This is a genomic window from Sulfitobacter sp. SH22 (assembly GCF_965641905.1).
Taxonomy (GTDB): domain Bacteria; phylum Pseudomonadota; class Alphaproteobacteria; order Rhodobacterales; family Rhodobacteraceae; genus Sulfitobacter.
In genome coordinates this window covers 546,126-569,887 of the sequence record NZ_OZ282573.1, presented here as the reverse complement: position 1 = coordinate 569,887, position 23,762 = coordinate 546,126, and the positions used below count along the sequence as shown (strand labels likewise).

The window sequence follows — 23,762 nt, the reverse complement described above, 5'->3', positions numbered from 1 at the left end:
TCCCCTACTTGACCTGTGCTTCTGGCTTCGGCAACTGCAGTGCCATCTTCAAAACTTCGCCAGGAACCTCTTTGAACAGCTGCTTGTATCCATTCAGCAGCTCATCGAATACTATGGGCGACAAATGGGTCGCCTTGGCTGCCGCCTCGGCGTACGCAACGACGTACGCGATAAGAGTTGGGTTATCGCTCCGGAGAATCGCATTCGGGCATCTGGCGCAGTGGCCTTCTAATTGACAGAGGCGCCCGACCGTTTCGTCGGCGAGCGGACTTTCGTAAGGGTTAAGGCATCCAAATCCTGGCGTTGCTGATTTTAGGTCAGCCTTGCTGGTAAGGTGCCGTGGGTCCATCTTGCCTTTTGTGTCTGCCCACCTTTCCATTTGGAGTGTCGATTCGGCGAGCGTTATGCGGCGGCCTTCGGCGGTCCGGATAGAAGTGTAGTGTCGAAGTGTGGTTATCGTTTCGGAATGGTTACCCTCTCTGGCTGCCTCATTGATCCCTCCACCTCCATTTGTGATGGCATCCAGCAACGTGGCTCGAATACTCGAAATGGTGAAGTCATCGAGCGAATTCCTCTTTAGAAATGTCCGAAAGGTTCCCATTTCCCTTTGATTGAGTACACCTCCGAGGCCAGCGGAAACCACCGAACTTTTATCTGGCATGTATAGGAACACCCGATCACTTTCCGCGTTCGGGGACGCTCGCCTGAGGCGTTCGGTCATAGAACTGATAACGCTCAGCATCGACCGCAGCGATAGTGGATCAATTGCATCGCCCGCAAGTTCAGATCGAGTCTGGAAGGAATGAGCTCGTGGCTTAAATGGCGCGAACGCGAAGACGTCGCCACGATCGGCTATATCGGACCAACTAAGGTTGTCCAGGACGCCCTTGTTGTATCGGGTAATAAACAGGAGCAGAATGAAAAACGGAAGCAGCTGAGATGCCCCCGCATAAAGGGCTCTCTTGGCAAAAGCCAACCCAGTGATCTCGCTATTGCTCAAACTCCTTAGTGCCGCTTCTATATGCGGGTGTGTCTTCCGAATTTCCTTTAGGGGGGGGAGTAATGTTGGGAACTCTCGCCCGGTGACGGCGAGCAGTAAAGGGAGGTTGGTCTTCAGGTCAGAAGCTTCCCATGAACGCCCGCCGTCAAGAAGAGTATTCCCCTGGCGGATAAGTCCTTGCATGTGCCGCCATTCCAGCGTCACTTTCCTGACTTCAGCCTCCGCCGCATCATGAATGGCTATCATCTGGTCATACGACAAAAACTTCTCGGCGTCCTTTGCCTTGCTCTTTATGCTACCCGTGTTGGACTTTGCGTCTTTTGGCAGGGACTTGAAGGCGGGCGTCTTCGAGAGCGCCTCGATCGCGAGGAAGTCAGGGTCAGAGTAGGAAGCTACCGTCAAGTATGCTTTTATCACGTTCTTGAACGCATGCGCTCGACCATCACGCGATGAATTGCTCAGCTCGGCAGATCGCAAGTATTGCGCAAACTTCGTGAGGTCATCTGCAGCAAATTTAGCCGCCCCAAAAAACTCCCGGGTTGCATTCGAGCCATTAATTTCTTGCTTTAGGAACGCGCAGAAACCGCTCTTCAAGTCCCGCAAGTTCTGCGACACAGAGGATAGCTTCTTCGTGCTCGCAAGTTGCAAAACCCCTTTCTCCAAAACGCCTTGGAGGCCCAAATCGGAGATGAAAGATATTTTGATTATGGTGTATGGATTGGCGCTGCCTTCCGGATTGCGAACAGCAAGCTGGAGTCCCGGTTTTCTTAATATCCGCGCATTCTCCCAAGAGGGGGCGGTGTCCTTCGTATTTTTCCGGCTCTGCTGCTCTTCGTTCAGTTTGGTTAAACCCGCTTCGAATTGACGGTCACTCATTCCAACAACTCCAGATAGTCCGCGTCCGCCATAAAAGATTCAGTCGCGGATCGCTCTCTATCCAGCCCGTCGGAAAACGAGCTCCACGTTGAGAAACGGCGACTAAGCTCTGCATATTTCATTTCGGTCGTTGCAATATCAGCATGGCAGAGCTGGCCCTGTACGGCGCTCATGGCCTTCTTGCGATCTCCTGTGGCCGCGTAATACGAATAGTAGACTTGCATGGCGCATGTGTGTCGCAATGCATGGATGGAATACAGTGACTTTGCCAGATATACAGACCTCCCCTGATCGTCCTTAACCGCTGCACCATCGTCCTTGCGCATCAGTTCTGGCTTGGAAAGCCCGGCCTCCACAAAAAGAGTACTCACGGCTTTCTGGATCGCTCGAATACCAATCGCTGCACCGGTCCTTGAGCCGACATGCGCCACCAAGAGTTGACCGCGGTCCTTCTCCTTTCCTCGCTTCACTGCACGGTCTCGCGCTGTTTCAGCATATGCCTGCATCTGCCGAAGAAGGGCTACAGGGAAAGGAGGAGAGATCTTGCGGCGACCCTTTCCGATCAGTGGCATTGCTATCGTATCAGTATCTCGCAGGTGGCTCAGCCTGAGTGCCAATATCTTACCAGCCTGGAGATCAGGTAGATTCTCGACCCGAAGCCCGATGGTCTTGCCCCGTTTTAGTTCCGGTCTCTTTCGAGCAATGTTTGCTATGAAGGAGATAAGGAATGGCAAAGCGATACACAGACGAGTTTCGGCGTGATGCTGTGCGAATGGCGACGACCAGCGGCTTAACGCGCCCGCAGCTTTCATCGGATTTAGGGGTTGGCGTCTCCACGCTGAACAAGTGGGTTCAGCAACATCAGCACGACGATCTGATGTCTGGGCCGCATGAGGATGTTGAGAAGGAAAACATCCGCCTTCGCAAAGAAGTCCGGCTACTGCGCGAGGAGAGGGAAGTGCTAAAAAAGGCGGCAATCTTCTTTGCAGGCGAAAGCCGGTGAGGTTCGCCTTCATCGACGCCTGGAAGGAAGCTTGGCCCGTAGAATTTCTCTGCCGTATCATGCAGGTCACGTCTCGTGGGTTTCGTGCGTGGCGGATACGCCCAATGAGCCAACGGCAGCGAGATGATATGGTACTTCTCGCCCACATCCGTGAGCAGCATCGGCTTAGCCTGCAAAGCTACGGACGCCCACGGATGACTGAAGAACTGCAAGAACTGGGGCTGAGCGTCGGCCACGGGCGTGTGGGCCGTTTGATGCGCGAGAACGGCATCAAGGTCGTCAGGACCCAAAAATATAAGGTCACAACAGATAGCGATCACACGTTCAACATCGCGCCCAACCTGCTGGATCAGGACTTCACTGCGGATGGCCCGAACCAGAAATGGGCCGGTGATATAAGTTACATCTGGACCAGCGAAGGCTGGCTATATCTGGCTGTCATCCTCGACCTCTACTCTCGCCGCGTCATCGGCTGGGCTGTCAGCAACCGCATGAAACGGGATTTGGCGATCCGGGCGTTGGACATGGCTGTGGCGCTACGGCAACCGCCCGAAGGCTGCATTCACCATACGGATCGCGGGTCGCAATACTGTTCCAACGAGTATCAGCGCCGCCTGTCAAAGCACGGCTTCAAGGTCTCGATGAGCGGCAAGGGCAATTGTTACGACAATGCGATGGTTGAGACATTCTTCAAATCCATCAAGGCAGAGCTGATCTGGCGCAATCGTTGGGACACACGCCGCCAGGCAGAAGGCGCGATATTCCAGTATATCAATGGCTTCTATAATCCACGCCGACGTCACTCATCGCTCGGCGGGAAAAGCCCCTTGGCATTCGAACGAAAGGCCGCATAAATGAGTTGAGAGACCGGAACGTAACCGTGACAAGACCACGACGAACCGGCTGATATTGAATATAAGCTCGTCACGAACACACTGGTCATACCGAGGAGAAAGCTCCGCAACCGCTCTGAAGCGAGCCTTGAGCGCGCCTTCAACAGCTCGCAGATCGCTTTGCGTAAGCGCCCTCGGCAGATGATCGGGTTGCCGCGCCTCTACACTAAGCGCGAACTGAGAGCCCATATGCCCCATTTTTGACGGCCCAATCGCCTTTCGTCTATGAACATGAGCGAGAAATCCAGTGGGGCGCGCAGATCGCGAAAAGGCCTTGGCCTCGACTCGTGGCCCGAGATTCCCATAAAACCACCTATTCTCCGCAAACCATTGCTGCATGGCGCAAACACGCCAGAGCTTGTTGCGTACGGTAGCGGTCGACAATTGACGGCCTGCCCGCGACTTTGCATATCTGATCAAGAACTCACCATAGCGTTTGAGCGTATTTTCGTCGACGTTCATTAGGTCAAATTCGTAGGGGGGGTCTTTTTGACCCACCTGTACGAACTCAACGAACCGCACCCATTGCTTGATGTCAGTCGCCCACGATCGCGCCGACTTCCAAGTCAGACGATCCTTCGAGGTAGCGCGAAGGAACATGCTCGGGCCCAGAACTACGCCATTGTTGTTTCGAACCGCGAAACCGCCCAACACGAAGTAACCGGACCGATCACTGTCGTAGTCCGCCTCCGCCAACGTGAAGCGTGGGAAGGCTGAGCCTGGCGTCTTCACTATGCTAACCAATCCATAGTCATTAATCATATGTAAAACCTAAGTAATTCGGTAAACTGTATATGCATTATTAGTTCAAGCCAAATAGAAAAGGCCACAGAATAGGCTGTGTGAAATTGGATACCGTAACTAATTGAAAAATCAGCAATCCTTGTCTTTCTGTATACCTTCATACAATAGTTCGCATAAGGTTTCATTTTCTGTGCGGCCGCCACGAGATGGACCCGAAAGACGCCTTTCACGCGCTGGTCCGGAAGTATTTCCACGGGCTGTTGAAACCCCCGTTCAACGAGGAAAAGCGTGCCGAAGCGGGTATCCCGCCCGATTTCTACTGGCCCCTCACCGAAACCGCATGACCCGAATTCGAATGAATGGTGCTGAACAAGTCATTGAATAGGCGGATTTTCGCCACCCTTGCGGACAAATAATTCAAAAGGCGCCCATTCAGGGGTAACAGGCTTGCCCGATTGGACACCCTTGGCTAAGCACACCTGATGCTAACAGCGCCGGCCCCGGCAGGCGAGAGCGCTGAAGCATGGAACAAGGACGGAACAAGGGATACCAAAACGTGCGAACGAGGTTGGCGATTAAAATCCATTCGGTTCTGGAAAATTATTTTCCAGAGCGACGCGTCTTTCTGAAATCAGACACCGATACCCGTTTTATTCGCCTTAGACCCGGAACCCAACTTGTCGCCTTTGCCGGATGTACCGCCCTGGTTGCCTGGGCGATCATCGCCACGGCGATCCTGCTGATGGATAGCATCGGGTCGGGTAATTTCCGCGAACAGGCGAAACGCGATCAAAGCACCTATCAGGCCCGCCTGTCCGATCTCTCCGCACAGCGCAACGGCCGCGCCGAAGAAGCGGTGGCCGCGCAGGAACGTTTCAACGCCGCGCTGAAACAGATTTCGGTCATGCAATCGGAATTGCTGGCCTCCGAAACACACCGCCGCGAGCTTGAGACCGGGATCGAAGTGATCCAATCCACCTTGCGCGACACAATGAAACAACGCGAAGAGGCCCGTGTGAAACTGGCCGCCATCGAGGGCAGCGTCGCCGAAGGTGGCACTGCGGTCGCACAGAGTTCGGGGTCTTCCGCGCCGATCAGCATTCTTGCAGATGCCCTTGCCCGCACCGCCGCGGAACGCGATCAGGTCGTGATTGATGCCCAGGACGCACTGATCCAGGCCGAGGACCTGACCCAGAAGCTGGCCGTGATGCGTGACCAGAACGATGCGATTTTCCGCCAGCTCGAGGAAGCCATGACCGTTTCCGTGGCCCCGCTGGACAAGATGTTCCGCAGTGCCGGAATGCCCACAGACCGGATGCTGGAAACCGTGCGCCGGGGATATTCCGGTCAGGGTGGCCCTTTGATGCCGCTTAGTTTTTCCACCCGTGGCGAAGAACAAACAGCCGATACGCTGCGTGCCAACCGTCTGCTGAACCAGATGGACCGGCTGAACATGTACCGGATCGCGGCGCAAAAAGCGCCCTTTGCGAACCCTGTGAAAAACGCATTCCGCTTTACCAGCCAGTTCGGCTTTCGCCGCGATCCAAAGACCGGCGGACGCCGCATGCACAGCGGCGTAGACTTTGCCGCAAGTTCGGGCACACCGCTTTACTCAACGGCGGACGGTGTTGTAACACATGCAGGCTGGGGCTCAGGATATGGCCGGCTCGTCAAGATACAGCATGAGTTCGGCGTCGAGACACGATATGCGCATTTGTCAAAATTGCGTGTGAAAGTTGGCCAAAGGGTATCGCGCGGACAGCATATAGGTGATATGGGGGCCTCAGGACGGGTAACCGGTGTTCACCTTCACTATGAAGTTCGTATTGGTGGCAAGGCTGTAAATCCCATGATCTTTATCAAGGCTGCAAACGATGTTTTCTAAAAGCAAAATCAACGATCCCGCCCCAAAGCAAGACGCACCAGCGTCCGGCACGTCGGCATCTTCTTCTGCGCCAGCGGCACCTGCCGTACCCAAGGCGAATGAATTCAAAGCAAGCGCACCAAAGGCCAAGCCGCCCGCGTCTATCCTGTCGTCCGATCTGCACGTGACCGGCAACATGAAGACAACCGGCGACATTCAGGTCGAAGGCACTGTTGAGGGCGACATTCGCGCGCATCTGTTGACCATCGGTGAAACCGCCACCATCAAAGGCGAAGTGATTGCCGATGATGTTGTGATCAACGGTCGTATCGTTGGCCGTGTGCGTGGCCTCAAGGTCCGCCTGACATCGACCGCACGGGTCGAGGGCGACATCATCCACAAGACCATCGCGATCGAAAGCGGTGCGCATTTCGAAGGCTCCGTTCAGCGTCAGGACGATCCGTTGAACCCCGGTTCGAAATCCGCCCCGGTACAAAAGCCGAACCCGGCTTCCTAAGCTTTCACGCTGACAAGATTTTCACGGGCATCGCAGGCAACTGCGGTGCCCGTTTTCTTTTTGGGGGGGCCATCCTTAGCGAAGGGCGCGTTCGAGCCGTGATTGACCGCTCCCGCGTCTTCTTCCAATGGCATCACTACGCGGAGGAAATAGGGTGAATGGTCAACATACCGTGGCATGAACAGGTCCGGCTATCTGCCGGATTTTGACTTACGTCAGTGGGTCAATTTCGTCAGCGTGCTAGATACGGTGGAACTATTACGCCGCAGCATTCGTTGGTGTGGTAGAATGGAACATCGGCCCTGTTCGCCTCGACAGTCAAAGTCTTGAGGATCAGAATAATCTGTTTGATCCAGCACACCGAGTATGAAGGACTTTCAATGAAATACGCTCCCCTCGCTTTTGCAACAATCTTTGCATGCGCAACCACCCCCGCTCTTGCGGCCAGTGTTGCGCTTCCAGTTTCTGCGCTTTCCTCAGCTTCTGAAGTTTCCGTTGTGACCTTGCACTCAGCCCTGAACGACCAGATCGTCCAAGTCAAAAACGACAAGGCTGATAAGGATCAGAACAAGTCTAACGGGAACAAACCCAAAAAGCCGAAAGAACCTAAAAAGCCCAAAGAACCCAACTCGACATCGAAAAAAGCCAAGCCGAACAATCAAAAAGCCGAAAAATCCAATACGCCCGACAAAGCAAACAAGCCCGACAAGATCGTAGCTAAAGTCAAACGGTCGAAAGAAGACCGTGTGCGGATTTCGAATGAAATCCTGCAGGTGCCTGCCCCCAAGAGCCGTGACATGACCGTGCTTCTTGGTGCCGCACCGCTTGTGCTGTTGGGTTCCCAAATCAGCTTCCCCGATGTCACGGACGAGCAACTCCTGACCTATCGCAACTGCCCCCCGGGGCTCGCGAAGAAGGACCCACCGTGCGTGCCTCCCGGGCTTGCCAAGAAAGGCGTGACCTATGACGAATGGGTAGCGTATGACGCTGATCGGCTTGACGAACTCTATCTTGAGCAGCGAGGAGACTACTTGGAGCCATACGGGTCTCTTGATGACAATAACCTGCTCCTCAGTTCCGACCAGATTGCATCGCTCTACGGGCTTCGTCCCGCACCAGCAGGTAATCGCTATGCTTTGATAGACGGCAAACCGGTTTTGCTGAGTGACAAAGATTACACGTCGCTGCTGCGGATCAATGATATGGCGCGGGTTGAAAACCTTCCTGCTGGGCTGCGTGTGGCACCTACCGCCGCGCTGACCCAAAGCGAATTGCGTCAAACCTACAAGCTGCCGGAGCTTGCGCCGGGTTACAACTATGCCGTGGTGAATGGTGAGTTGGTGACTTTGCAGGACAGCGCATTTGAAACTTTGCAGTTGATCCGTATCGCACGCGCCATCTTCTGATCTGCTGCCATATTAATTTTGAAGGGGGCTGCTTTATGCGGCCCCTTTTTTTCGGATTTAGATACGGTCTTGCGATGACCCTTGGCTTATCCTTGGCCATCACCCGAGCGTCTGTTTGTATCGCCGCGTTTCTAGAACTGACATTGACGCGAACAAAGTCTTCTCTTCTGGGTAATCAGCGCTCCGCGCCAATCGGGCCGTTTTCGTTTCCGGCCTCCAAAGCCTCGGATAAACGAAAAAGGGCGGACTTTGCAGCCCGCCCCATCAAATCGTTCTAACGATGATCTCAGTCGGTAACGGTGACTGTTTTCATCATATCAGGGGTGCCCACGACAGCGCCATTGCCGCCTGTGCCACGCTTTATCGCGTCCAGCACGTCCAACCCTTCGGTAACCTTACCCACAACGGTGTACTGCCCGTTCAGGAAGTGACCTTCGTCGAACATGATAAAGAACTGCGAGTTCGCGGAATCAGGGTTCTGGCTGCGCGCCATTCCGACAATGCCACGGTCAAACGGCAGGTCCGAAAATTCGGCCGGCAGATCGTCCATGTCAGAGCCACCCATACCTGCACGCCCGGTGTCGCCACCGGCCTTGCCGAATTCGACATCGCCGGTTTGCGCCATGAAGCCGTCGATCACGCGGTGAAACACCACGCCATCATAGGCCCCTGCTGCTGCCAATGCCGTCAGGCGGGCCGCATGCTGGGGGGCCACGTCTTCGAGCAGGTCAATCCTGATCACGCCCTGCGCTTCGCCATCGACGGTGATTTCAAGCCCGCTGGCGACTGCCGCGCTGCCCATCAGGACGGTGGTGACAGCTGCTGCAAATAGCTTACGCATCTGCGGCAACTTTCACGCTGATCATGCGGTCAGGGTTCGCAGGCGGCTCGCCGCGTGTGATCGCATCAACATGTTCCATGCCGGAAATGACCTGACCGTAAACGGTGTACTGACCGTTCAGGAAGTCATTGTCCTTGAAGTTGATGAAAAACTGGCTGTTCGCGCTGTCGGGGTTCGCGGAACGTGCGGCACCGATACTGCCACGCGCATGGGGCACCTTGGAGAATTCAGCCGGTACGTTTGGCAAATCCGACCCGCCCGTGCCCGCGGCACGCAGGTTGAAGTTGTCTTCCATGTTGCCATTGGCCACGTCGCCTGTCTGCGCCATGAACCCTTCGATGACGCGGTGGAAGGCCACGTTGTCATACTTGCCCGCGCGGGCCAGTTCTTTCATGCGCTCGACATGCTTTGGCGCAAGGTCCGGCAGCAGTTGAATTGTGACGGTCCCGCCCTTGAGTTCCATCAGGATCGTGTTTTCTGGGTCTTTGATCTCGGCCATGCCGCTCTCCTATCCGTAAATTTGGTAAATCGTTGCCTGTTACCTAAGACGACTTGCAGCAATTGCCAAGCAGGTGCATTGACCCCGCGCGTGATAACGGCAAAACACAGGGCCAACTGCGGATTGGATTGGGAAAACAGATGAGCTGGAAAACACTGGATGACATGGACCTGCGCGGCAAGCGGGTTCTGGTGCGGGTTGATATCAATGTACCGGTCGAAAACGGACGGGTCACCGATGACACGCGCATCCAGCGGATCGTGCCCACGGTGCATGACATTCTGGCGAAAGGCGGCAAACCGCTGCTGCTGGCGCATTTTGGCCGCCCCAAGGGCAAACGCGTGCAAGACCTGAGCCTGCTGGTTGTGAAACCCGCGCTTGAGGCTGCCCTTGCCCGCAAGGTGGTGCTGGCCGAAACGCTCGAAGCAGCCGAGACCGGCACCGAGGAAATCGCGGCCGCCGATGTGGTTTTGCTGGAAAACATCCGCTTTCACCCCGGCGAGACCGCCAATGATCCCGAATTCGCGCAACGTCTGGCGGGTCTGGGCGATGTCTATTGCAACGACGCGTTTTCGGCGGCGCACCGCGCCCATGCCTCGACCGAAGGACTGGCGCGGTTGCTGCCCGCCTGTGCAGGTCGCCTGATGCAAGCCGAACTTTCCGCGCTTGAGGCGGCATTGGCCAAGCCCGAACGCCCCGTGGGTGCCGTGGTGGGCGGGGCCAAGGTGTCGACCAAGATCGAGTTGCTGGAAAACCTCGTGAACCGGCTCGACCTGCTGGTGATCGGCGGCGGCATGGCGAATACGTTTCTGGCCGCAATGGGTGCGCAGCTTGGTAAATCCTTGTCGGAGCCTGATTTTTTCGACACCGCCAAAGACATCATGGCGCAAGCCGACAAAGCCGGATGCCGCGTCTTGCTTCCTGTGGACGGGCTGGTCGCACGCGAATTTGCGGCGGGTGCGGATCACGAGGTGGTCCAGCTGGGCCCCGATACCGTGCTCGACGACGACCAGATGGTGTTGGACGCCGGACCCGATACTGTTGAACTGGTCCAGAACGCCTTTGCCGGATTGAAAACGCTGATCTGGAACGGCCCCATGGGTGCCTTCGAGATCGCGCCCTTTGATACCGCGACCGTGGCGGCGGCACAGGCGGCAGCACGACTGACCCGCGATGGCGCGTTGATTTCGGTCGCGGGCGGCGGCGACACGGTCGCGGCGCTGAACCAAGCCGGTGCAGCGGATGATTTCACCTATATCTCGACCGCCGGTGGCGCGTTTCTGGAATGGATGGAAGGCAAGACCTTGCCGGGTGTGGCCGCTTTGGGGGGCTAGCCGTTTTCTTTCAAAGAAAACGGGCCGGAATTTTTTGAAAATTCCGGCACCCCGATGTGAACAGAATTCCGCTAACAGCGAATCAGGGGATTCCCTTTGCGAATCGCCTGTGTCATACTGGTGCCACGTCCACCAAGAGACGGTTTGAGGCAGACCCAGATGAACCGACCCCCCCGCCCCGCATTCGGCACCCTATTGTTTTTCTCGATCGCTTTCGGGCTGGCGTTGTATTTCGCATTCGCCGCCGTGCAGGGTAATTTCGGCCTGTTTCGCCGCGCCGAGATCGTGGCCGACGCGCAAGACCTCAAGCTGCAATTGACCCAGGTCCAGACCGATGTGACGCGCATGGAAAACCTGACCGCGCGCCTGTCGGACGATTATCTCGACCTTGATTTGCTGGACGAACAGACCCGCAAGGTTCTGGGCATGATCCGCACCGACGAGATCGTCATCCGCTAACCCCCCGTCTTTTGCACCGCCCGTGATCGTGCCAATCAAATGTGCCTGACAGCACAGTTTTAAGGTTCCGGGCAAAAGCCTCTCGCTATCAATGTTCGAATCCGTTATTAGATAGTTTAACGCTAAACTAATTTGCGCGTGCGCGGGACAACGTTACGGAGGATTTGCCTCATGGCTGCCAAGAAACCGACCAAGAAAACCAATGCCAGTGCCGATGAGCTGAAGGCCTATTACAAGACCATGCTGCTGATCCGGCGGTTCGAGGAAAAGGCGGGCCAGCTTTATGGCATGGGTCTGATCGGCGGCTTTTGCCACCTTTATATCGGGCAGGAAGCCGTTGTTGTCGGCCTTGAGGCCACCACCAAAGAAGGTGACAGCCGCATCACCACCTACCGCGACCACGGTCACATGCTGGCCTGTGGCATGAACCCTGACGGCGTCATGGCCGAGCTGACGGGCCGCGAAGGTGGCTATTCGCGCGGCAAGGGCGGTTCCATGCACATGTTCTCGAAAGAGAAAAAGTTTTACGGCGGCCACGGCATCGTGGGCGCGAACGTGCCCTTGGGCGCGGGTGTTGCCTTTGCCGACAAGTACAAAGGCAATGACAACGTCACCTTTACCTATTTCGGCGACGGTGCCGCGAACCAGGGTCAGGTCTACGAGACGTTCAACATGGCGGCCCTTTGGAAGCTGCCGGTGATCTTCGTGATCGAGAACAACCAATACGCCATGGGCACCTCTCAGCAACGCTCGACCTCGAGCGCGGAAATCTGGGAACGTGGCAAGGCCTTTGGCATCCCCGGCGAAGCGGTCGATGGCATGGATGTGCTGGCGGTCAAGGATGCCGGCGAACGTGCTGTGAAACACGCGCGCAGCGGCGACGGCCCCTATATCCTCGAGATCAAGACATACCGCTACCGTGGCCATTCGATGTCGGACCCGGCCAAGTATCGCACCCGCGAAGAAGTGCAGAAAATGCGCGACGAGCGTGACCCGATCGAACAGGTCCGCAACATCCTGCTCGAGAATAAATACGCAAGCGAAGACGATCTGAAGGCGATCGACAAAGAGATCAAGAAGATCGTCAACGACAGCGCCGAATTCGCCAAGACCAGCCCCGAGCCCGCCCCGGAAGAGCTCTGGACAGATATTTACGCAACTGAAGTCCCGCAGGAGGCATAATAAATGGCAACCGAAATTCTTATGCCCGCCCTGAGCCCGACCATGGAAGAAGGCACGCTGGCCAAATGGCTGGTTAAAGAGGGCGATACCGTGTCCTCTGGTGACGTCATGTGCGAGATTGAAACCGACAAGGCCACGATGGAGTTCGAGGCCGTCGATGAAGGTGTGATCGGCAAGATCCTGATCGCCGAAGGCACCGAAGGCGTCAAGGTGAACACCGCGATTGCCGTGCTGCTGGAAGAAGGCGAAGATGCCTCTGCCGCTGACAGCGTTTCATCTGATGCGCCAGCGGCGGCCCCTGCCCCCTCAGCGCCAAGCAAACCCGCAGAGGCCAAAGCGCCCGCCGCGCCCGAAACCGACACCACCCCCGATTGGCCCGAAGGTACCAAGCTGAAAAAGCAGACCGTGCGCGAAGCCTTGCGTGACGGTATGGCCGAAGAAATGCGCCGCGACGAAAACGTGTTCCTGATGGGCGAGGAAGTTGCCGAATATCAGGGCGCTTACAAAATCTCCCAAGGGTTGCTGGATGAATTTGGTGCCAAGCGCGTCATTGACACCCCGATCACGGAACATGGTTTTGCCGGTATTGGTGTGGGTGCGGCCTTTGGTGGCCTGCGTCCGATCGTGGAATTCATGACCTGGAACTTCGCCATGCAGGCGATTGACCACATCCTGAACTCTGCCGCCAAGACGCTGTATATGTCCGGTGGCCAGATGGGTGCGCCCATGGTGTTCCGTGGCCCCAACGGTGCTGCGGCGCGTGTTGGCGCACAGCACAGCCAGGATTACGCGGCATGGTACATGCAAATCCCCGGCCTCAAGGTGGCGATGCCCTACTCCGCATCCGATGCCAAAGGCCTGATGAAATCCGCGATCCGCGATCCGAACCCCGTCGTGTTCCTTGAAAACGAGATCATGTACGGCAAGAGCTTTGATGTCCCCGATGTCGAAGACTACACCGTCCCGTTCGGCAAGGCCCGCATCTGGCGCGAAGGCAGCGATGTGACCATCGTCAGCTTTGGCATCGGCATGACCTATGCGCTTGAAGCCGCTGAGAAACTGGCCGCCGAAGGCATCGACGCCGAAGTCCTTGACCTGCGCACCCTGCGCCCGATGGACACCGCCAGCATCATCAAATCGGTGATGAAGACCAACCGCTGCGTCACCGTCGAGGAAGGCTGGCCGCAAGGCTCTGTTGGCAACTACATCACCAGCGTGATCATGCAAGAAGCGTTCGATTATCTGGACGCGCCGGTGATCAACTGCACAGGCAAGGACGTGCCCATGCCCTATGCAGCGAACCTTGAAAAGCTGGCCCTGCTGACCACGGATGACGTGATCGCAGCGGTCAAAAAAGTCACTTACAAATAAGGAGCGGACCACATGCCCATAGAAATCCTCATGCCCGCCCTCAGCCCCACAATGGAAGAAGGCACATTGGCCAAATGGCTGGTCAAAGAGGGCGACACCGTGTCCTCTGGCGATGTGATGTGCGAAATCGAAACCGATAAGGCCACGATGGAGTTCGAGGCCACCGACGAAGGTGTCATCGGCAAGATCCTGGTCGCGGATGGCACCGAAGGCGTGAAAGTGAACACGCCGATTGCTGTGCTGCTGGAAGACGGCGAAAGCGCGAGCGACATCAGTGCAGCCTCTGCCCCCGCCGCCGCATCCGCCCCTGCCCCTGCGTCGCAAGCGGCATCCGCGCCTGCCCCTGCGGCACCTACTGCGCCTGCGGCACCTAAGTCAGGCGACGGCACCCGCATTTTCGCAACCCCGTTGGCGCGGCGCATCGCTGCGGACAAAGGGTTGGACCTGTCCCAAGTCACAGGCTCCGGCCCCCATGGCCGCATCGTCAAAGCCGATGTCGAAGGCCTGTCCAAATCCGACGCCCCGAAAGCCGCAGCAGCAGCCCCGGCCGCAGCCGCAGCAGCCGCCAAACCCGCGCTCGCCGCAGGCCCATCCGCCGACGCCGTCATGAAAATGTACGAAGGCCGCGCGTATGAGGAAATCACCCTCAACGGCATGCGCAAAACCATCGCGTCGCGCCTGACCGAAGCCAAACAATCCATCCCGCATTTCTATCTGCGCCGGGACATCCAGCTGGATGCCCTGATGGCGTTCCGGGCTGACCTGAACAAACAACTCGAAACCCGCGGCGTGAAACTGTCGGTCAATGACTTCATCATCAAGGCCTGCGCCCTGGCGCTGCAAGCCGTGCCCGATGCCAATGCAGTCTGGGCCGGTGACCGCATTCTGAAACTGAAACCGTCAGATGTGGCTGTGGCTGTGGCCATCGACGGCGGGCTGTTCACCCCTGTGCTGAAAGATTCCGAGAATAAATCGCTCTCGGCCCTCTCGGCTGAAATGAAAGACCTCGCCACCCGTGCCCGCGACCGCAAACTTGCACCGCATGAATATCAGGGCGGCAGCTTTGCGATCTCCAACCTTGGCATGTTCGGCATTGATAACTTCGATGCGGTCATCAACCCGCCCCATGGCGCGATCCTCGCCGTTGGCGCGGGCGTGAAAAAACCTGTCGTCGGAAAAGATGGCGAACTGGCAGTGGCCACCGTGATGTCGGTCACCTTGTCAGTAGATCACCGCGTTATCGACGGGGCCCTCGGCGCGCAGCTGTTGACGGCAATCAAGGACAACCTTGAGAACCCCATGACCATGCTGGCCTGACCCCAAATCCAAATGGACCAAAATCCTCGGGGGGGCTTGGGGGGCAGACAGCCCCCCTTCTTCTTTTCAAAGGGATGGGGCAGACAGCCCCCCTCTTATAATAGAAACAAAGCCGGGATCATCTGATCCCGGCTTTTCCATTTTCTTACAGCGGATCGGTAAAAACCTCAGTCGCCTTGCGGGCCGATGATATGGTCCATCAAGATCGAAGGTTGGTCACAGCCCGCCTCGCCTACGACACGCGCCGGAATGCCGGCAACGGTTTTGCATGGCGGCACGGCCTCAAGCACCACTGAACCCGCTGCGATCCGGCTGCAATGCCCGACGGTGATATTGCCCAGAACCTTGGCCCCGGCACCGATCAACACACCATCTCCGATCTTGGGATGCCTGTCCTGTTCCTCTTTGCCCGTCCCGCCCAGCGTCACCGAATGCAGCATCGACACATTGTCGCCCACCACAGCGGTTTCCCCGATCACCACAGAATGCGCATGGTCGATCATGATGCCCTTGCCGATTTTGGCAGCCGGGTGAATGTCGACGCCGAAAATCTCGCTGACCCGCATCTGAACAAAATACGCCAGATCATACTGGCCCTTCATCCACAGGTGATGCCCGACCCGGTAGGCCTGAACAGCCTGATAGCCCTTGAAATACAAGATCGGCTGCAACAAACGGTGGCACGCAGGATCGCGCTCATAGATCGCGACCAGATCGGCACGGGCCGCTTTGATCAGCGATGGATCACTTGCATAGGCTTCCTGCACCATTTCACGCACAACCATCATCGACATTTCATTCGATGCCAGCTTGGCCGCAATTCGGTAGGACAGTGCTTTTTCGATGGATTTATGGTGCAAAATACACGCATGGACAAAGCCGCCCATCAACGGCTCATCGCGCACAGCCTTCTGCGCTTCGGTCAGGATCTGATCCCAAACAGGGTCAACGGATGCAATATTTCTGCGCGGTTCTGCCATGACAATATCCTTCTTTGTCCTGACAATATATCATTTCCGCGCAAAGTGCCAAACGCAAAGCCTTGATCACCCGTATCAATATCCATGATCCAAACCCCGCCTCCCTTGGGACGACATCAGATCACCACCGACGCCGCGGGCCCTATGCCATAGCTGGCCGACACCTGCGCAACCGAAATCAGGGCCGCCCCCGCCAGACCATCGGCCAGTTGCACGGAATCATCATAATGCCAGGTCGGGCCATTGGTTCGGGTCTCGCGGATGACCTGCCCGTTTTGCGACACACGGATAAGGTATTGCTCGGTTTCTTCGCCCAAGGGCACCTCAATCGTGTCCCACCCGTCCCCGTCTATGCGGGTGCGCCTGATCCAGTCAAAGGTCTTGCCGCTTTGGGTCGTCGTGCAGCGCAGGTGACAGGGGCGCAGTGGCCGCAACCCATTGCCATCAAAGGCTTGGGAACGGTGGATATAAGACGGATCATCATAGCCGCGCCGCGCAGGGCCAATCCGGTAATTCTGGACAATGCGCCGCAAATTGGGGCTTAGGGCCAGTTGCGAGGGCACGCCGTTCAGCAAAACGAATTGCGATCCCACAGGCCAGACAGGCGGCATCAGCGCATCAGACCCCGCCTGCCCGCGCAGCCGTTTGGTCAACCAATAGGTGTTCGGGGCTACCAGGTCCGCCTCGCCAAACTGGAAAACCTCCCAGTTGTCCGCCGTTCCATCCCCGATCGCCGCCAGATTTGCACCGCCAAGCAAGGCCGGGATATCAACGCTTTCCAGCGCGCCACTGGTCAGCCGCACTTGCAAGACGCTGCCATGATCCAAAACCCCCGCACGCGATGCGGCCATATCGGTTTCGGTGACGCCCATTGTCGCGCGGATTGGCAGGACTTTGTTCAATTGATAATTTTCGTCCGTAGCAGCCCCGTAAACCGCGACACTGCCCGGCCAAGGCTGCGCAGTTGTGGCGACATAGGGCGCGTGTGGCACCTCGTCCCCGCGCAGCAACGGCAGATCCATGAACAATGCGGTGACCGGCACAGGCGCTGAAAACGGCCTGAGCGCGGCAAGTTCGTCATCAAACGGGGCGGGATCATAGACTTCGGGTTCAATCCGCACCGCCTCGACCAATTGCAGCTCGCCCTGCTCGACACGGTCGATGCGGTACAGCGCGTCGGCTTCCTCCCCGTCGGCGGGCAGTTCGATCACATCCCCAGCCCCGACGGACAGCATCGAGGGCGGCAAGGCCAGCCGGACCGTTTCGCGCGACACCCGCGCCTCGGTCAACCAACGTTCGATCACCTGACGCCCCTCTGCACGGGTCAGGGCCATGTTGAATTCGGACGCGGCGATTGCGTGGGTTGCGTCCTGCGCCAGAACCGCTTCCTCTGCGAGGGTGTCGAAATTCCCGTCGGCCTGCACAAACCGCAGACGTACACGGCCGGCGATTTCGGCCTGTGCTTCGCGGGTCTGCTCCATGCTACCGTTCAAATCATTGCTGACCGCCAGCAAGGTCCGATCCAGACGCACAGCATTCAACCCGTCGCGCATCACAAATTGCAGCACACCGCCCCGCTCTACCGCGTCAAACCCATAGCGCAACATCAGCGGTTGCAGGCTTGCCCGCGCATCGCTGACCTGATCCACGGCATAGCCCCGCACAACACCATAAAGCGCCGACGTATCAAACGCCTCAAGCCCCGCACGGCGACAGATTTGCGCGACCACCGCCGACAGCGGTTGCGAGGACGACCGCCCGTTCAGCCAGTGCCCCCGCGCATAATTCTGCCCGTCGCTCCATAGATTGCGGTTGTTGGGAAAATACGGATAGGGCCGCGTATCCCAAGCCCAGACAAATGCACGCGACATATCAATCATCGGTGCGCCATATTCTGTCGAAACCGGATTATGCGCGGGGTCCGACCAATAGTCGGTAAAGGCGCGCAGATATTGCATTTGCAGCAGATCGTCCCGCGCGCCGGTCGAATGGTGCGGCAGGCTGCTCTCCGAGCTTTTGAGGTCCAGAAATTTATTCGGCTGGTTGGTGCCCTTGTCTATCGCGGCACAACCGTATTCGTCAACCCAGGCCCCGTCAAACTGTGGCCCGCGCAAGCCTTCGGGGTCATGGGCCGTATGCACCGTCGCCACCGCACCATTGGGCCAGACCAGCCGCTTGCGTGTCGCCTCCCAATCAGGCCGGCGGTCCGCAGGCGAACAGGCCAGAATGCCGCTATCCCCAAAGATCATCACCTCGCGCACCTGCTCGATCGTCTCGCCCACCAGCGCCACGCGGCGGCACCGCCCCGCATCCAGGGGCCGCGCACCTTCGACCATCGACCTTACCCATTCGGCACCGGCACGGGTTTTGCCCGCACCCCGCCCGCCCAAGATCACCCAAGACCGCCACGCGCCTTCGGGCGGCAGCTGATGCGGCATCGCCCAGAACTCGAATAAAAAAGGGAGAGCCATAAGCTCTCCCTCATCCAGTTCATTCAGAAACTGGTCTTGCAGCGCCGCATCGGCGGAGCCGATCCAGCTTGCACCCGATCTCAGCCCGTGCCCGGTCAAGATCAAGGGCATACCCCCCTCGAGCAATGCCCGCTTGTCTGTTCCTACAGTCATTCAGATAACTCTCCACTTTGACGCAGGTCGCCACCATGCCGCTGGCTTTACCCAGTGCCTTTGACGCCGCAGTTTCGTTCAGTTCCTCCCCGGATGTGGCCTGTTCTCTCAGGCTCTCGATTTCACGACGCAGGTCGCGGATTGCCGATTGAAGCGCTTTGAAATGCTCTTCGCTCGTCGCAATCTCTTGCTCCGGGGTAATCATAGTCATTTTGCTCTTACCTCTCGTTTGGAACCTCCAAATCCGAGCGAACACGAAAAAACGGCCACCGGAAATTAATCCGGGGCCGTTTGCCCATTTCGTCTAGCATGCCTAGATATCTACGTCAGAGCGGTCGCAAAGTCAAGGAAAACAAAGTTACCGAAACCTTCCAACCCCTTACGATGGTTAAGGAATTCTTAAAATCCCCACCCCACTCACAAGGCCAACCCCAAGGTCAGTCTCCCCCCGTTGATGCGTTGCCCGCCGCTGCTGCACCACGCTCGGCTTCAATCACGCGCCAGGCTGCGACATTGCGGTTATGCTCCTCCAGCGTCACCGCAAAAGCATGTCCGCCCGTGCCGTCCGCAACAAAGAAAACATATTTTTCTTCAACGGGTTGCGCCGCCGCCATCAGGCTCGCAAGACCGGGGTTTGCAATCGGCGTGGGCGGCAATGCCGGAATGACATAGGTGTTATACGGCGTCTCTGCACGCAGCTCGCTGCGGCGCAAACCACGGCCCAGAATACCCTCGCCCTTGGTGATCCCGTAGATCACCGTGGGGTCGGTCTGCAACCGCATCCCTTGGTTCAAACGGTTGATGAACACACTTGCCACCTGCCGACGTTCTTCGGGCACACCAGTCTCTTTTTCGATGATCGACGCCAAAATCAGCATTTCTTCGGGGGTTTCAATCGGCAGACCGGGGTCGCGCGCTTCCCATGCCTCTGCCAAACGCTGCTCTTGCGAGGCTTGCATCGCCGCCAAAACCGTAGTGCGATCCTGACCTTGCCGCACCTCATAGCTGTCCGGTGCCAACGTCCCCTCAGCAGGCACCGCATCAACGGAGCCTTCCAGCAAATCAATCGACTTCAACGCCTCGACCACCTGCCAGCTGGTCACACCTTCTGCCATGGCGATACGGTACCGCGTGTCGGCCTGGGCTTTGGTCTGGGTGTAAACCTCGGGCACCTCATCCACACCGGGTGTGAACTCGGCCCGCTCCACGAAACGGCTGGTTGCCGGATCCAATTCGCGCACCTGCGTGCTGATCCGGTTGATCCCGATGCGGTACACGACTTCGGTACCGCAGGTGCTGGCCCCGCCCCGTGTGACCGTGTCCACGATCTCTTTCATGCTGGCTTCGGGCTCGATCAGATAGCTGCCGAACTTCAGATCATTGGTCTTTTCTTCATACTTGGACCCAAGCCGGAAAATCGACGCCGAACGCACCGCGCCCTGCTCGGCAAGGTTATCGCCGACAGCCCGCATGTTCGATCCACGCTCGACCTGCAAACAAATCGCCTGCGACAGCGGTCCGGGCGCGTCATACTGCCCCCGGCCCCAGATAATGACGCCCCCCAAAAGGAACAGCGCCAAAATCAGGAACGTCACTGCGTTAGACGCAATATGTCTCCACATTAGGAAATCTTTCCGAACAACACGCTCGCGTTGGTGCCGCCAAACCCGAACGAGTTGCTCAGCGCGACATCAATCTTGCGCTCGACCTTCTTGTTCGGTGCCAGATCAATCTTTGTCTCGACCGCAGGATTGTCCAGGTTGATGGTGGGCGGTGCCACCTGATCACGGATCGCAAGGATCGAGAAAATCGCCTCGATCGCGCCGGCGGCCCCCAGCAGGTGCCCCGTGGCGGATTTGGTCGAAGACATGGTGACGCCGCCGACAGCATCCCCCAACATCCGCTCGACCGCGCCCAGCTCGATCACATCCGCCATGGTCGATGTGCCATGCGCGTTGATATAGTCGATGTCTTTTGGCTCAAGCCCCGCACCGCGCAAGGCACTGCGCATGGACCGTTCAGCGCCGTCACCATCTTCGGCAGGTGCAGTGATGTGATAAGCGTCGCCAGACAGACCATAGCCCAGCACTTCGGCGTAAATCTTGGCACCGCGCGCTTTGGCGTGCTCGTATTCTTCCAGCACCACAATGCCCGCCCCTTCGCCCATGACGAAACCGTCACGGTCCGCATCATAGGGACGGCTGGCTTTCTTGGGGTCGTCGCCACGTTTGGTCGACAAGGCCTTGCACGCGTTAAAGCCGGCAATACCGATTTCGCAAATCGCGGCCTCGGCCCCGCCTGCAATCATCACATCGGCGTCGCCATGCATGATCAAACGGCTTGCGTCGCCGATGGCATGGGCCCCGGTGGAACAGGCCGTCACAACCGAATGGTTCGGACCACGGAAGCCATAGCGAATCGACACCTGCCCCGAGATCAGGTTGATCAACGCGCCGGGCACAAAGAACGGGCTGACGCGGCGCGGGCCTTTTTCATGCATCATGATGGCCGTGTTGGCGATGGAATTCAGACCACCAATGCCCGACCCGATCAGAACACCGGTGCGTTCCTGATCTTCGCGGTCGGTGGGCAACCAACCTGAATCCTCGATCGCCTGCTGGGCAGCGGCAACACCGAACATGATGAACGTATCAACCTTGCGCTGCTCTTTCGGCTCCATGTATTTGTCGGCATTGAACGTGCCGTCGGTGCCATCACCAAGAGGAACCTCGCAAGCGTATTGCGTGACCAAACGACTGGCATCAAAGCCCGTGATCGGCCCTGCGCCCGATTGACCGTCCAAAATTCTGGACCAGCTGGCCTCGACCCCATCGGCCAACGGCGTCACTAGCCCCAAACCTGTCACCACTACTCTGCGCATATCCAAGCCCCTTGGTGTTTTTGTGCGTTAACCGGCTATACCTTGGCAGCGTGTCGAATTTCAAGACGCGATGCATCGCTTCGATTTCAGACGGGCGGGCCTTTGCGCGTCATCAGGCACACATCCGTGCCCTCGACCGCAACTTCGCGCAGCGCGACATAACCCAAGGCCTGCGCCAGATGCAGCGACACTTTGTTCTGCACATCAATCATGCAAACCGTGCGCCCCGTGACCACGCGATCAAACCAGTCATGGGCAGCTTTCGCAGCCTCCAGCCCCAATCCGCAGCCTTGCGCATCGGGGGCCAAGACCCAACCGGCCTCGGGGAAAGGGTCGAAATCATCCCCGAATCCGCGCGACCCAAAGAAAAATCCGGTTTGCCCGGCCATTTCGCGGGTGCCATGCGGCTGGATCGCCCATTGCCCGAATCCGACAATCTGCCAATGCCCCGCATTGCGCAAAAACGCGTCCCAAGACCGCGCCTTGGGCCAGGGTTTGCCGCTGATATGGGTGACAACCTCGGGCGTGGCCCAGATTTCGGCATAGCGCGCGAAGTCTTCTGAGCGCATGGCCCGCAAGGTCAGTCTGGCAGTGTTGATCGTCGGGACAGCTCGGGACATATGGTGAATTGCTTTCACGCTGATTGTTTTGTGCCCCCACTGTCACCCAAGCCCGCCCCCTGAGACAAGCAAGAACCAACCGCGCAAATGAAAAACGGCGCCCTTCCGCTGTGGAAGAACGCCGTTTCAGAATTATTCTGCCGACCAACCCGCCAGGCGGGTCAACGGCGCAAAGCTTAGGAAGCTTCTTTGATGAACTTTACGGCGTCGCCGAAAGTCTGGATGTTTTCAGCCGCATCATCAGGAATTTCGATGCCGAATTCTTCTTCGAACGCCATCACCAGCTCAACAGTGTCGAGGCTGTCTGCGCCTAGATCGTCGATGAACGATGCGTTCTCGACAACTTTGTCTTCTTCAACACCCAAGTGCTCTACAACGATCTTCTTTACGCGGTCTGCGACGTCGCTCATAATCAGTCCTCATTCATTCGGGCAACTCTTGCCCTCTTCTGTTTCCGCCCAAAGCCGAAAGGCCCGTTTGGATCGTGCCCCGAAGGGCGGCTATGGTCCTTGTTGACACAAGGCATGGGGGGCAATCAAGCCTTCCCAAATTCAAATCTGCGCCTCCTTTAGCATAAGACGCAGCTTTGGCAAACGCTTTGCAGCGCGAGGTCACAACATGGCCATACCACCGTTCACATGCAAGGTCGTTCCTGTGACATAGGCGGCTTCCGTACTGGCAAGATAAACGACAGCGGCAGCAATTTCGGATGGCTCGCCCATGCGGGCCGCCGGAATCTGCGCCATGATTCCCGCTTTCTGATCATCGGTCAACTTTTCGGTCATCGCCGTTGTGATGAACCCCGGCGCAATCGCGTTGACCGTGATCCCACGGCTGGCGACCTCATAGGCCAGTGATTTCGACATCCCCACCATGCCCGCCTTGGACGCGGCATAATTGGCCTGACCGGGGTTGCCCGTCGCCCCCACGATGCTCGAGATGTTCACGATCCGGCCCCAACGCGATTTCATCATGCCGCGCATCACGCCTTTGCACAGCTTGAAGGTCGCGGTCAGGTTGACGTTGATCACCGAATTCCATTCATCATCCGACATGCGCATGAACAGGTTGTCGCGGGTGATACCGGCGTTGTTGACCAGAATATCAACCGATCCCATCGCCTCGATCGCCTGCTTGGGCAGGGCTTCGACCGCGTCCATATCGCTCAGGTTACAGGGCAGCACATGGGCGCGCTCGCCCAACTCGGCCTTGAGCGCCTCCAGCGGCTCTGTCCGTGTGCCAGACAGCCCGACGGTCGCACCCTGCGCATGCAAACTGCGTGCGATATCCGCACCAATGCCACCGGACGCACCTGTGATAAGCGCATTTTTTCCTGTCAGATCAAACATAT

21 protein-coding genes and 1 pseudogene are annotated in these 23,762 nt (G+C 57.6%); 10 read left to right on the top strand and 12 right to left on the bottom strand.

The annotated features are described in order from the left end of the window. Nucleotides 1-4: 4 nt before the first annotated feature. Both ACSQ13_RS04870 and ACSQ13_RS04865 read right to left on the bottom strand, forming a co-directional pair. A complete protein-coding gene (locus ACSQ13_RS04870; RefSeq protein ID WP_295512858.1) occupies nucleotides 5-1,876 on the bottom strand; it encodes a hypothetical protein in 1,872 nt (623 codons plus the stop codon). Continuing rightward, a complete protein-coding gene (locus tag ACSQ13_RS04865; RefSeq protein ID WP_435988226.1) occupies nucleotides 1,873-2,448 on the bottom strand; it encodes a hypothetical protein in 576 nt (191 codons plus the stop codon). The genes ACSQ13_RS04870 and ACSQ13_RS04865 overlap by 4 nt, the downstream gene beginning before the upstream one ends. A 155-nt stretch (nucleotides 2,449-2,603) precedes the next feature. On the opposite strand from ACSQ13_RS04865, the gene ACSQ13_RS04860 reads away from it, so the two are divergent. Beyond that, nucleotides 2,604-3,733 (top strand): IS3 family transposase gene (locus tag ACSQ13_RS04860; RefSeq protein WP_295513100.1). Its coding sequence is split into 2 segments (ribosomal slippage): nucleotides 2,604-2,850 and nucleotides 2,850-3,733, totalling 1,131 coding nucleotides; the frame shifts between segments, so codons are not numbered across the junction. Here the strand turns inward: ACSQ13_RS04860 and ACSQ13_RS04855 are convergent. After that, nucleotides 3,683-4,534 carry a hypothetical protein gene (locus ACSQ13_RS04855; protein ID WP_295511952.1) on the bottom strand — a complete coding sequence of 284 codons (852 nt, stop codon included), beginning with the start codon at nucleotides 4,532-4,534 and terminating at the stop codon, nucleotides 3,683-3,685. The genes ACSQ13_RS04860 and ACSQ13_RS04855 overlap by 51 nt on opposite strands. A gap of 161 nt (nucleotides 4,535-4,695) precedes the next feature. Between ACSQ13_RS04855 and ACSQ13_RS04850 the strand changes: the two are divergent. The 4 genes and pseudogenes from ACSQ13_RS04850 to ACSQ13_RS04835 all read left to right on the top strand — a co-directional run. Next, nucleotides 4,696-4,860 (top strand): annotated as a pseudogene (locus ACSQ13_RS04850) (DUF455 family protein); the annotation flags it as partial. A gap of 212 nt (nucleotides 4,861-5,072) precedes the next feature. Beyond that, on the top strand, nucleotides 5,073-6,401 hold the full coding sequence (locus ACSQ13_RS04845; RefSeq protein WP_295511932.1) for a M23 family metallopeptidase: 1,329 nt from the start codon (nucleotides 5,073-5,075) through the stop codon (nucleotides 6,399-6,401). Continuing rightward, nucleotides 6,391-6,897 (top strand): bactofilin family protein, encoded by a 507-nt coding sequence (locus tag ACSQ13_RS04840; RefSeq protein WP_176250129.1) that lies wholly within the window; start codon nucleotides 6,391-6,393, stop codon nucleotides 6,895-6,897. The genes ACSQ13_RS04845 and ACSQ13_RS04840 overlap by 11 nt, the downstream gene beginning before the upstream one ends. Nucleotides 6,898-7,277: 380 nt before the next feature. Further along, nucleotides 7,278-8,303 carry a transketolase gene (locus ACSQ13_RS04835; protein WP_295511933.1) on the top strand — a complete coding sequence of 342 codons (1,026 nt, stop codon included), beginning with the start codon at nucleotides 7,278-7,280 and terminating at the stop codon, nucleotides 8,301-8,303. A gap of 286 nt (nucleotides 8,304-8,589) precedes the next feature. Here ACSQ13_RS04835 and ACSQ13_RS04830 read toward each other — a convergent pair whose 3' ends face one another. Then, the gene (locus ACSQ13_RS04830; RefSeq protein ID WP_295511935.1) at nucleotides 8,590-9,144 is read right to left on the bottom strand and encodes a peptidylprolyl isomerase; all 555 of its coding nucleotides are present in this window, start codon (nucleotides 9,142-9,144) and stop codon (nucleotides 8,590-8,592) included. Beyond that, nucleotides 9,137-9,643 (bottom strand): peptidylprolyl isomerase, encoded by a 507-nt coding sequence (locus ACSQ13_RS04825; protein WP_176250131.1) that lies wholly within the window; start codon nucleotides 9,641-9,643, stop codon nucleotides 9,137-9,139. The genes ACSQ13_RS04830 and ACSQ13_RS04825 overlap by 8 nt, the downstream gene beginning before the upstream one ends. A gap of 140 nt (nucleotides 9,644-9,783) precedes the next feature. Here ACSQ13_RS04825 and ACSQ13_RS04820 point away from each other — a divergent pair, with 140 nt between their 5' ends. From ACSQ13_RS04820 to ACSQ13_RS04800, 5 genes are all read left to right on the top strand, one after another. Further along, nucleotides 9,784-10,977, top strand: coding sequence for a phosphoglycerate kinase (locus ACSQ13_RS04820; RefSeq protein WP_176250132.1), 1,194 nt, complete (start codon nucleotides 9,784-9,786; stop codon nucleotides 10,975-10,977). Nucleotides 10,978-11,136: 159 nt separating this feature from the next. Then, nucleotides 11,137-11,436, top strand: coding sequence for an FtsB family cell division protein (locus ACSQ13_RS04815; protein WP_295511937.1), 300 nt, complete (start codon nucleotides 11,137-11,139; stop codon nucleotides 11,434-11,436). Between the two features lie 171 nt (nucleotides 11,437-11,607). Further along, on the top strand, nucleotides 11,608-12,618 hold the full coding sequence (gene pdhA / locus ACSQ13_RS04810) for a pyruvate dehydrogenase (acetyl-transferring) E1 component subunit alpha (RefSeq protein ID WP_176250134.1): 1,011 nt from the start codon (nucleotides 11,608-11,610) through the stop codon (nucleotides 12,616-12,618). Between the two features lie 3 nt (nucleotides 12,619-12,621). Continuing rightward, a complete protein-coding gene (locus ACSQ13_RS04805; protein ID WP_295511938.1) occupies nucleotides 12,622-13,989 on the top strand; it encodes a pyruvate dehydrogenase complex E1 component subunit beta in 1,368 nt (455 codons plus the stop codon). 12 nt (nucleotides 13,990-14,001) lie between these two features. Further along, nucleotides 14,002-15,306 (top strand): pyruvate dehydrogenase complex dihydrolipoamide acetyltransferase, encoded by a 1,305-nt coding sequence (locus tag ACSQ13_RS04800; RefSeq protein WP_176250136.1) that lies wholly within the window; start codon nucleotides 14,002-14,004, stop codon nucleotides 15,304-15,306. A gap of 167 nt (nucleotides 15,307-15,473) precedes the next feature. On the opposite strand, the gene cysE is transcribed toward ACSQ13_RS04800, so the two are convergent. The 7 genes from cysE to fabG form a co-directional block, all read right to left on the bottom strand. Then, nucleotides 15,474-16,286 (bottom strand): serine O-acetyltransferase, encoded by an 813-nt coding sequence (gene cysE, locus ACSQ13_RS04795; RefSeq protein WP_176250137.1) that lies wholly within the window; start codon nucleotides 16,284-16,286, stop codon nucleotides 15,474-15,476. Between the two features lie 116 nt (nucleotides 16,287-16,402). Then, nucleotides 16,403-18,622, bottom strand: coding sequence for a baseplate megatron protein TIM-barrel domain-containing protein (locus tag ACSQ13_RS04790; protein ID WP_435988246.1), 2,220 nt, complete (start codon nucleotides 18,620-18,622; stop codon nucleotides 16,403-16,405). A gap of 725 nt (nucleotides 18,623-19,347) precedes the next feature. Then, complete coding sequence (gene mltG / locus ACSQ13_RS04785; RefSeq protein ID WP_295511940.1) at nucleotides 19,348-20,532, bottom strand: endolytic transglycosylase MltG; 1,185 nt, start codon at nucleotides 20,530-20,532, stop codon at nucleotides 19,348-19,350. Continuing rightward, on the bottom strand, nucleotides 20,532-21,791 hold the full coding sequence (gene fabF / locus ACSQ13_RS04780; protein WP_176250153.1) for a beta-ketoacyl-ACP synthase II: 1,260 nt from the start codon (nucleotides 21,789-21,791) through the stop codon (nucleotides 20,532-20,534). Before fabF ends, mltG begins: the two co-directional genes overlap by 1 nt. A gap of 86 nt (nucleotides 21,792-21,877) precedes the next feature. Beyond that, nucleotides 21,878-22,411: a GNAT family N-acetyltransferase gene (locus tag ACSQ13_RS04775; protein WP_176250154.1), complete on the bottom strand. Its 534-nt coding sequence runs from the start codon at nucleotides 22,409-22,411 to the stop codon at nucleotides 21,878-21,880. Nucleotides 22,412-22,587: 176 nt separating this feature from the next. Then, complete coding sequence (locus ACSQ13_RS04770; protein WP_005852881.1) at nucleotides 22,588-22,821, bottom strand: acyl carrier protein; 234 nt, start codon at nucleotides 22,819-22,821, stop codon at nucleotides 22,588-22,590. 201 nt (nucleotides 22,822-23,022) lie between these two features. Further along, on the bottom strand, nucleotides 23,023-23,760 hold the full coding sequence (fabG, locus tag ACSQ13_RS04765; protein ID WP_295511943.1) for a 3-oxoacyl-[acyl-carrier-protein] reductase: 738 nt from the start codon (nucleotides 23,758-23,760) through the stop codon (nucleotides 23,023-23,025). Between the last annotated feature and the right edge of the window lie 2 nt (nucleotides 23,761-23,762).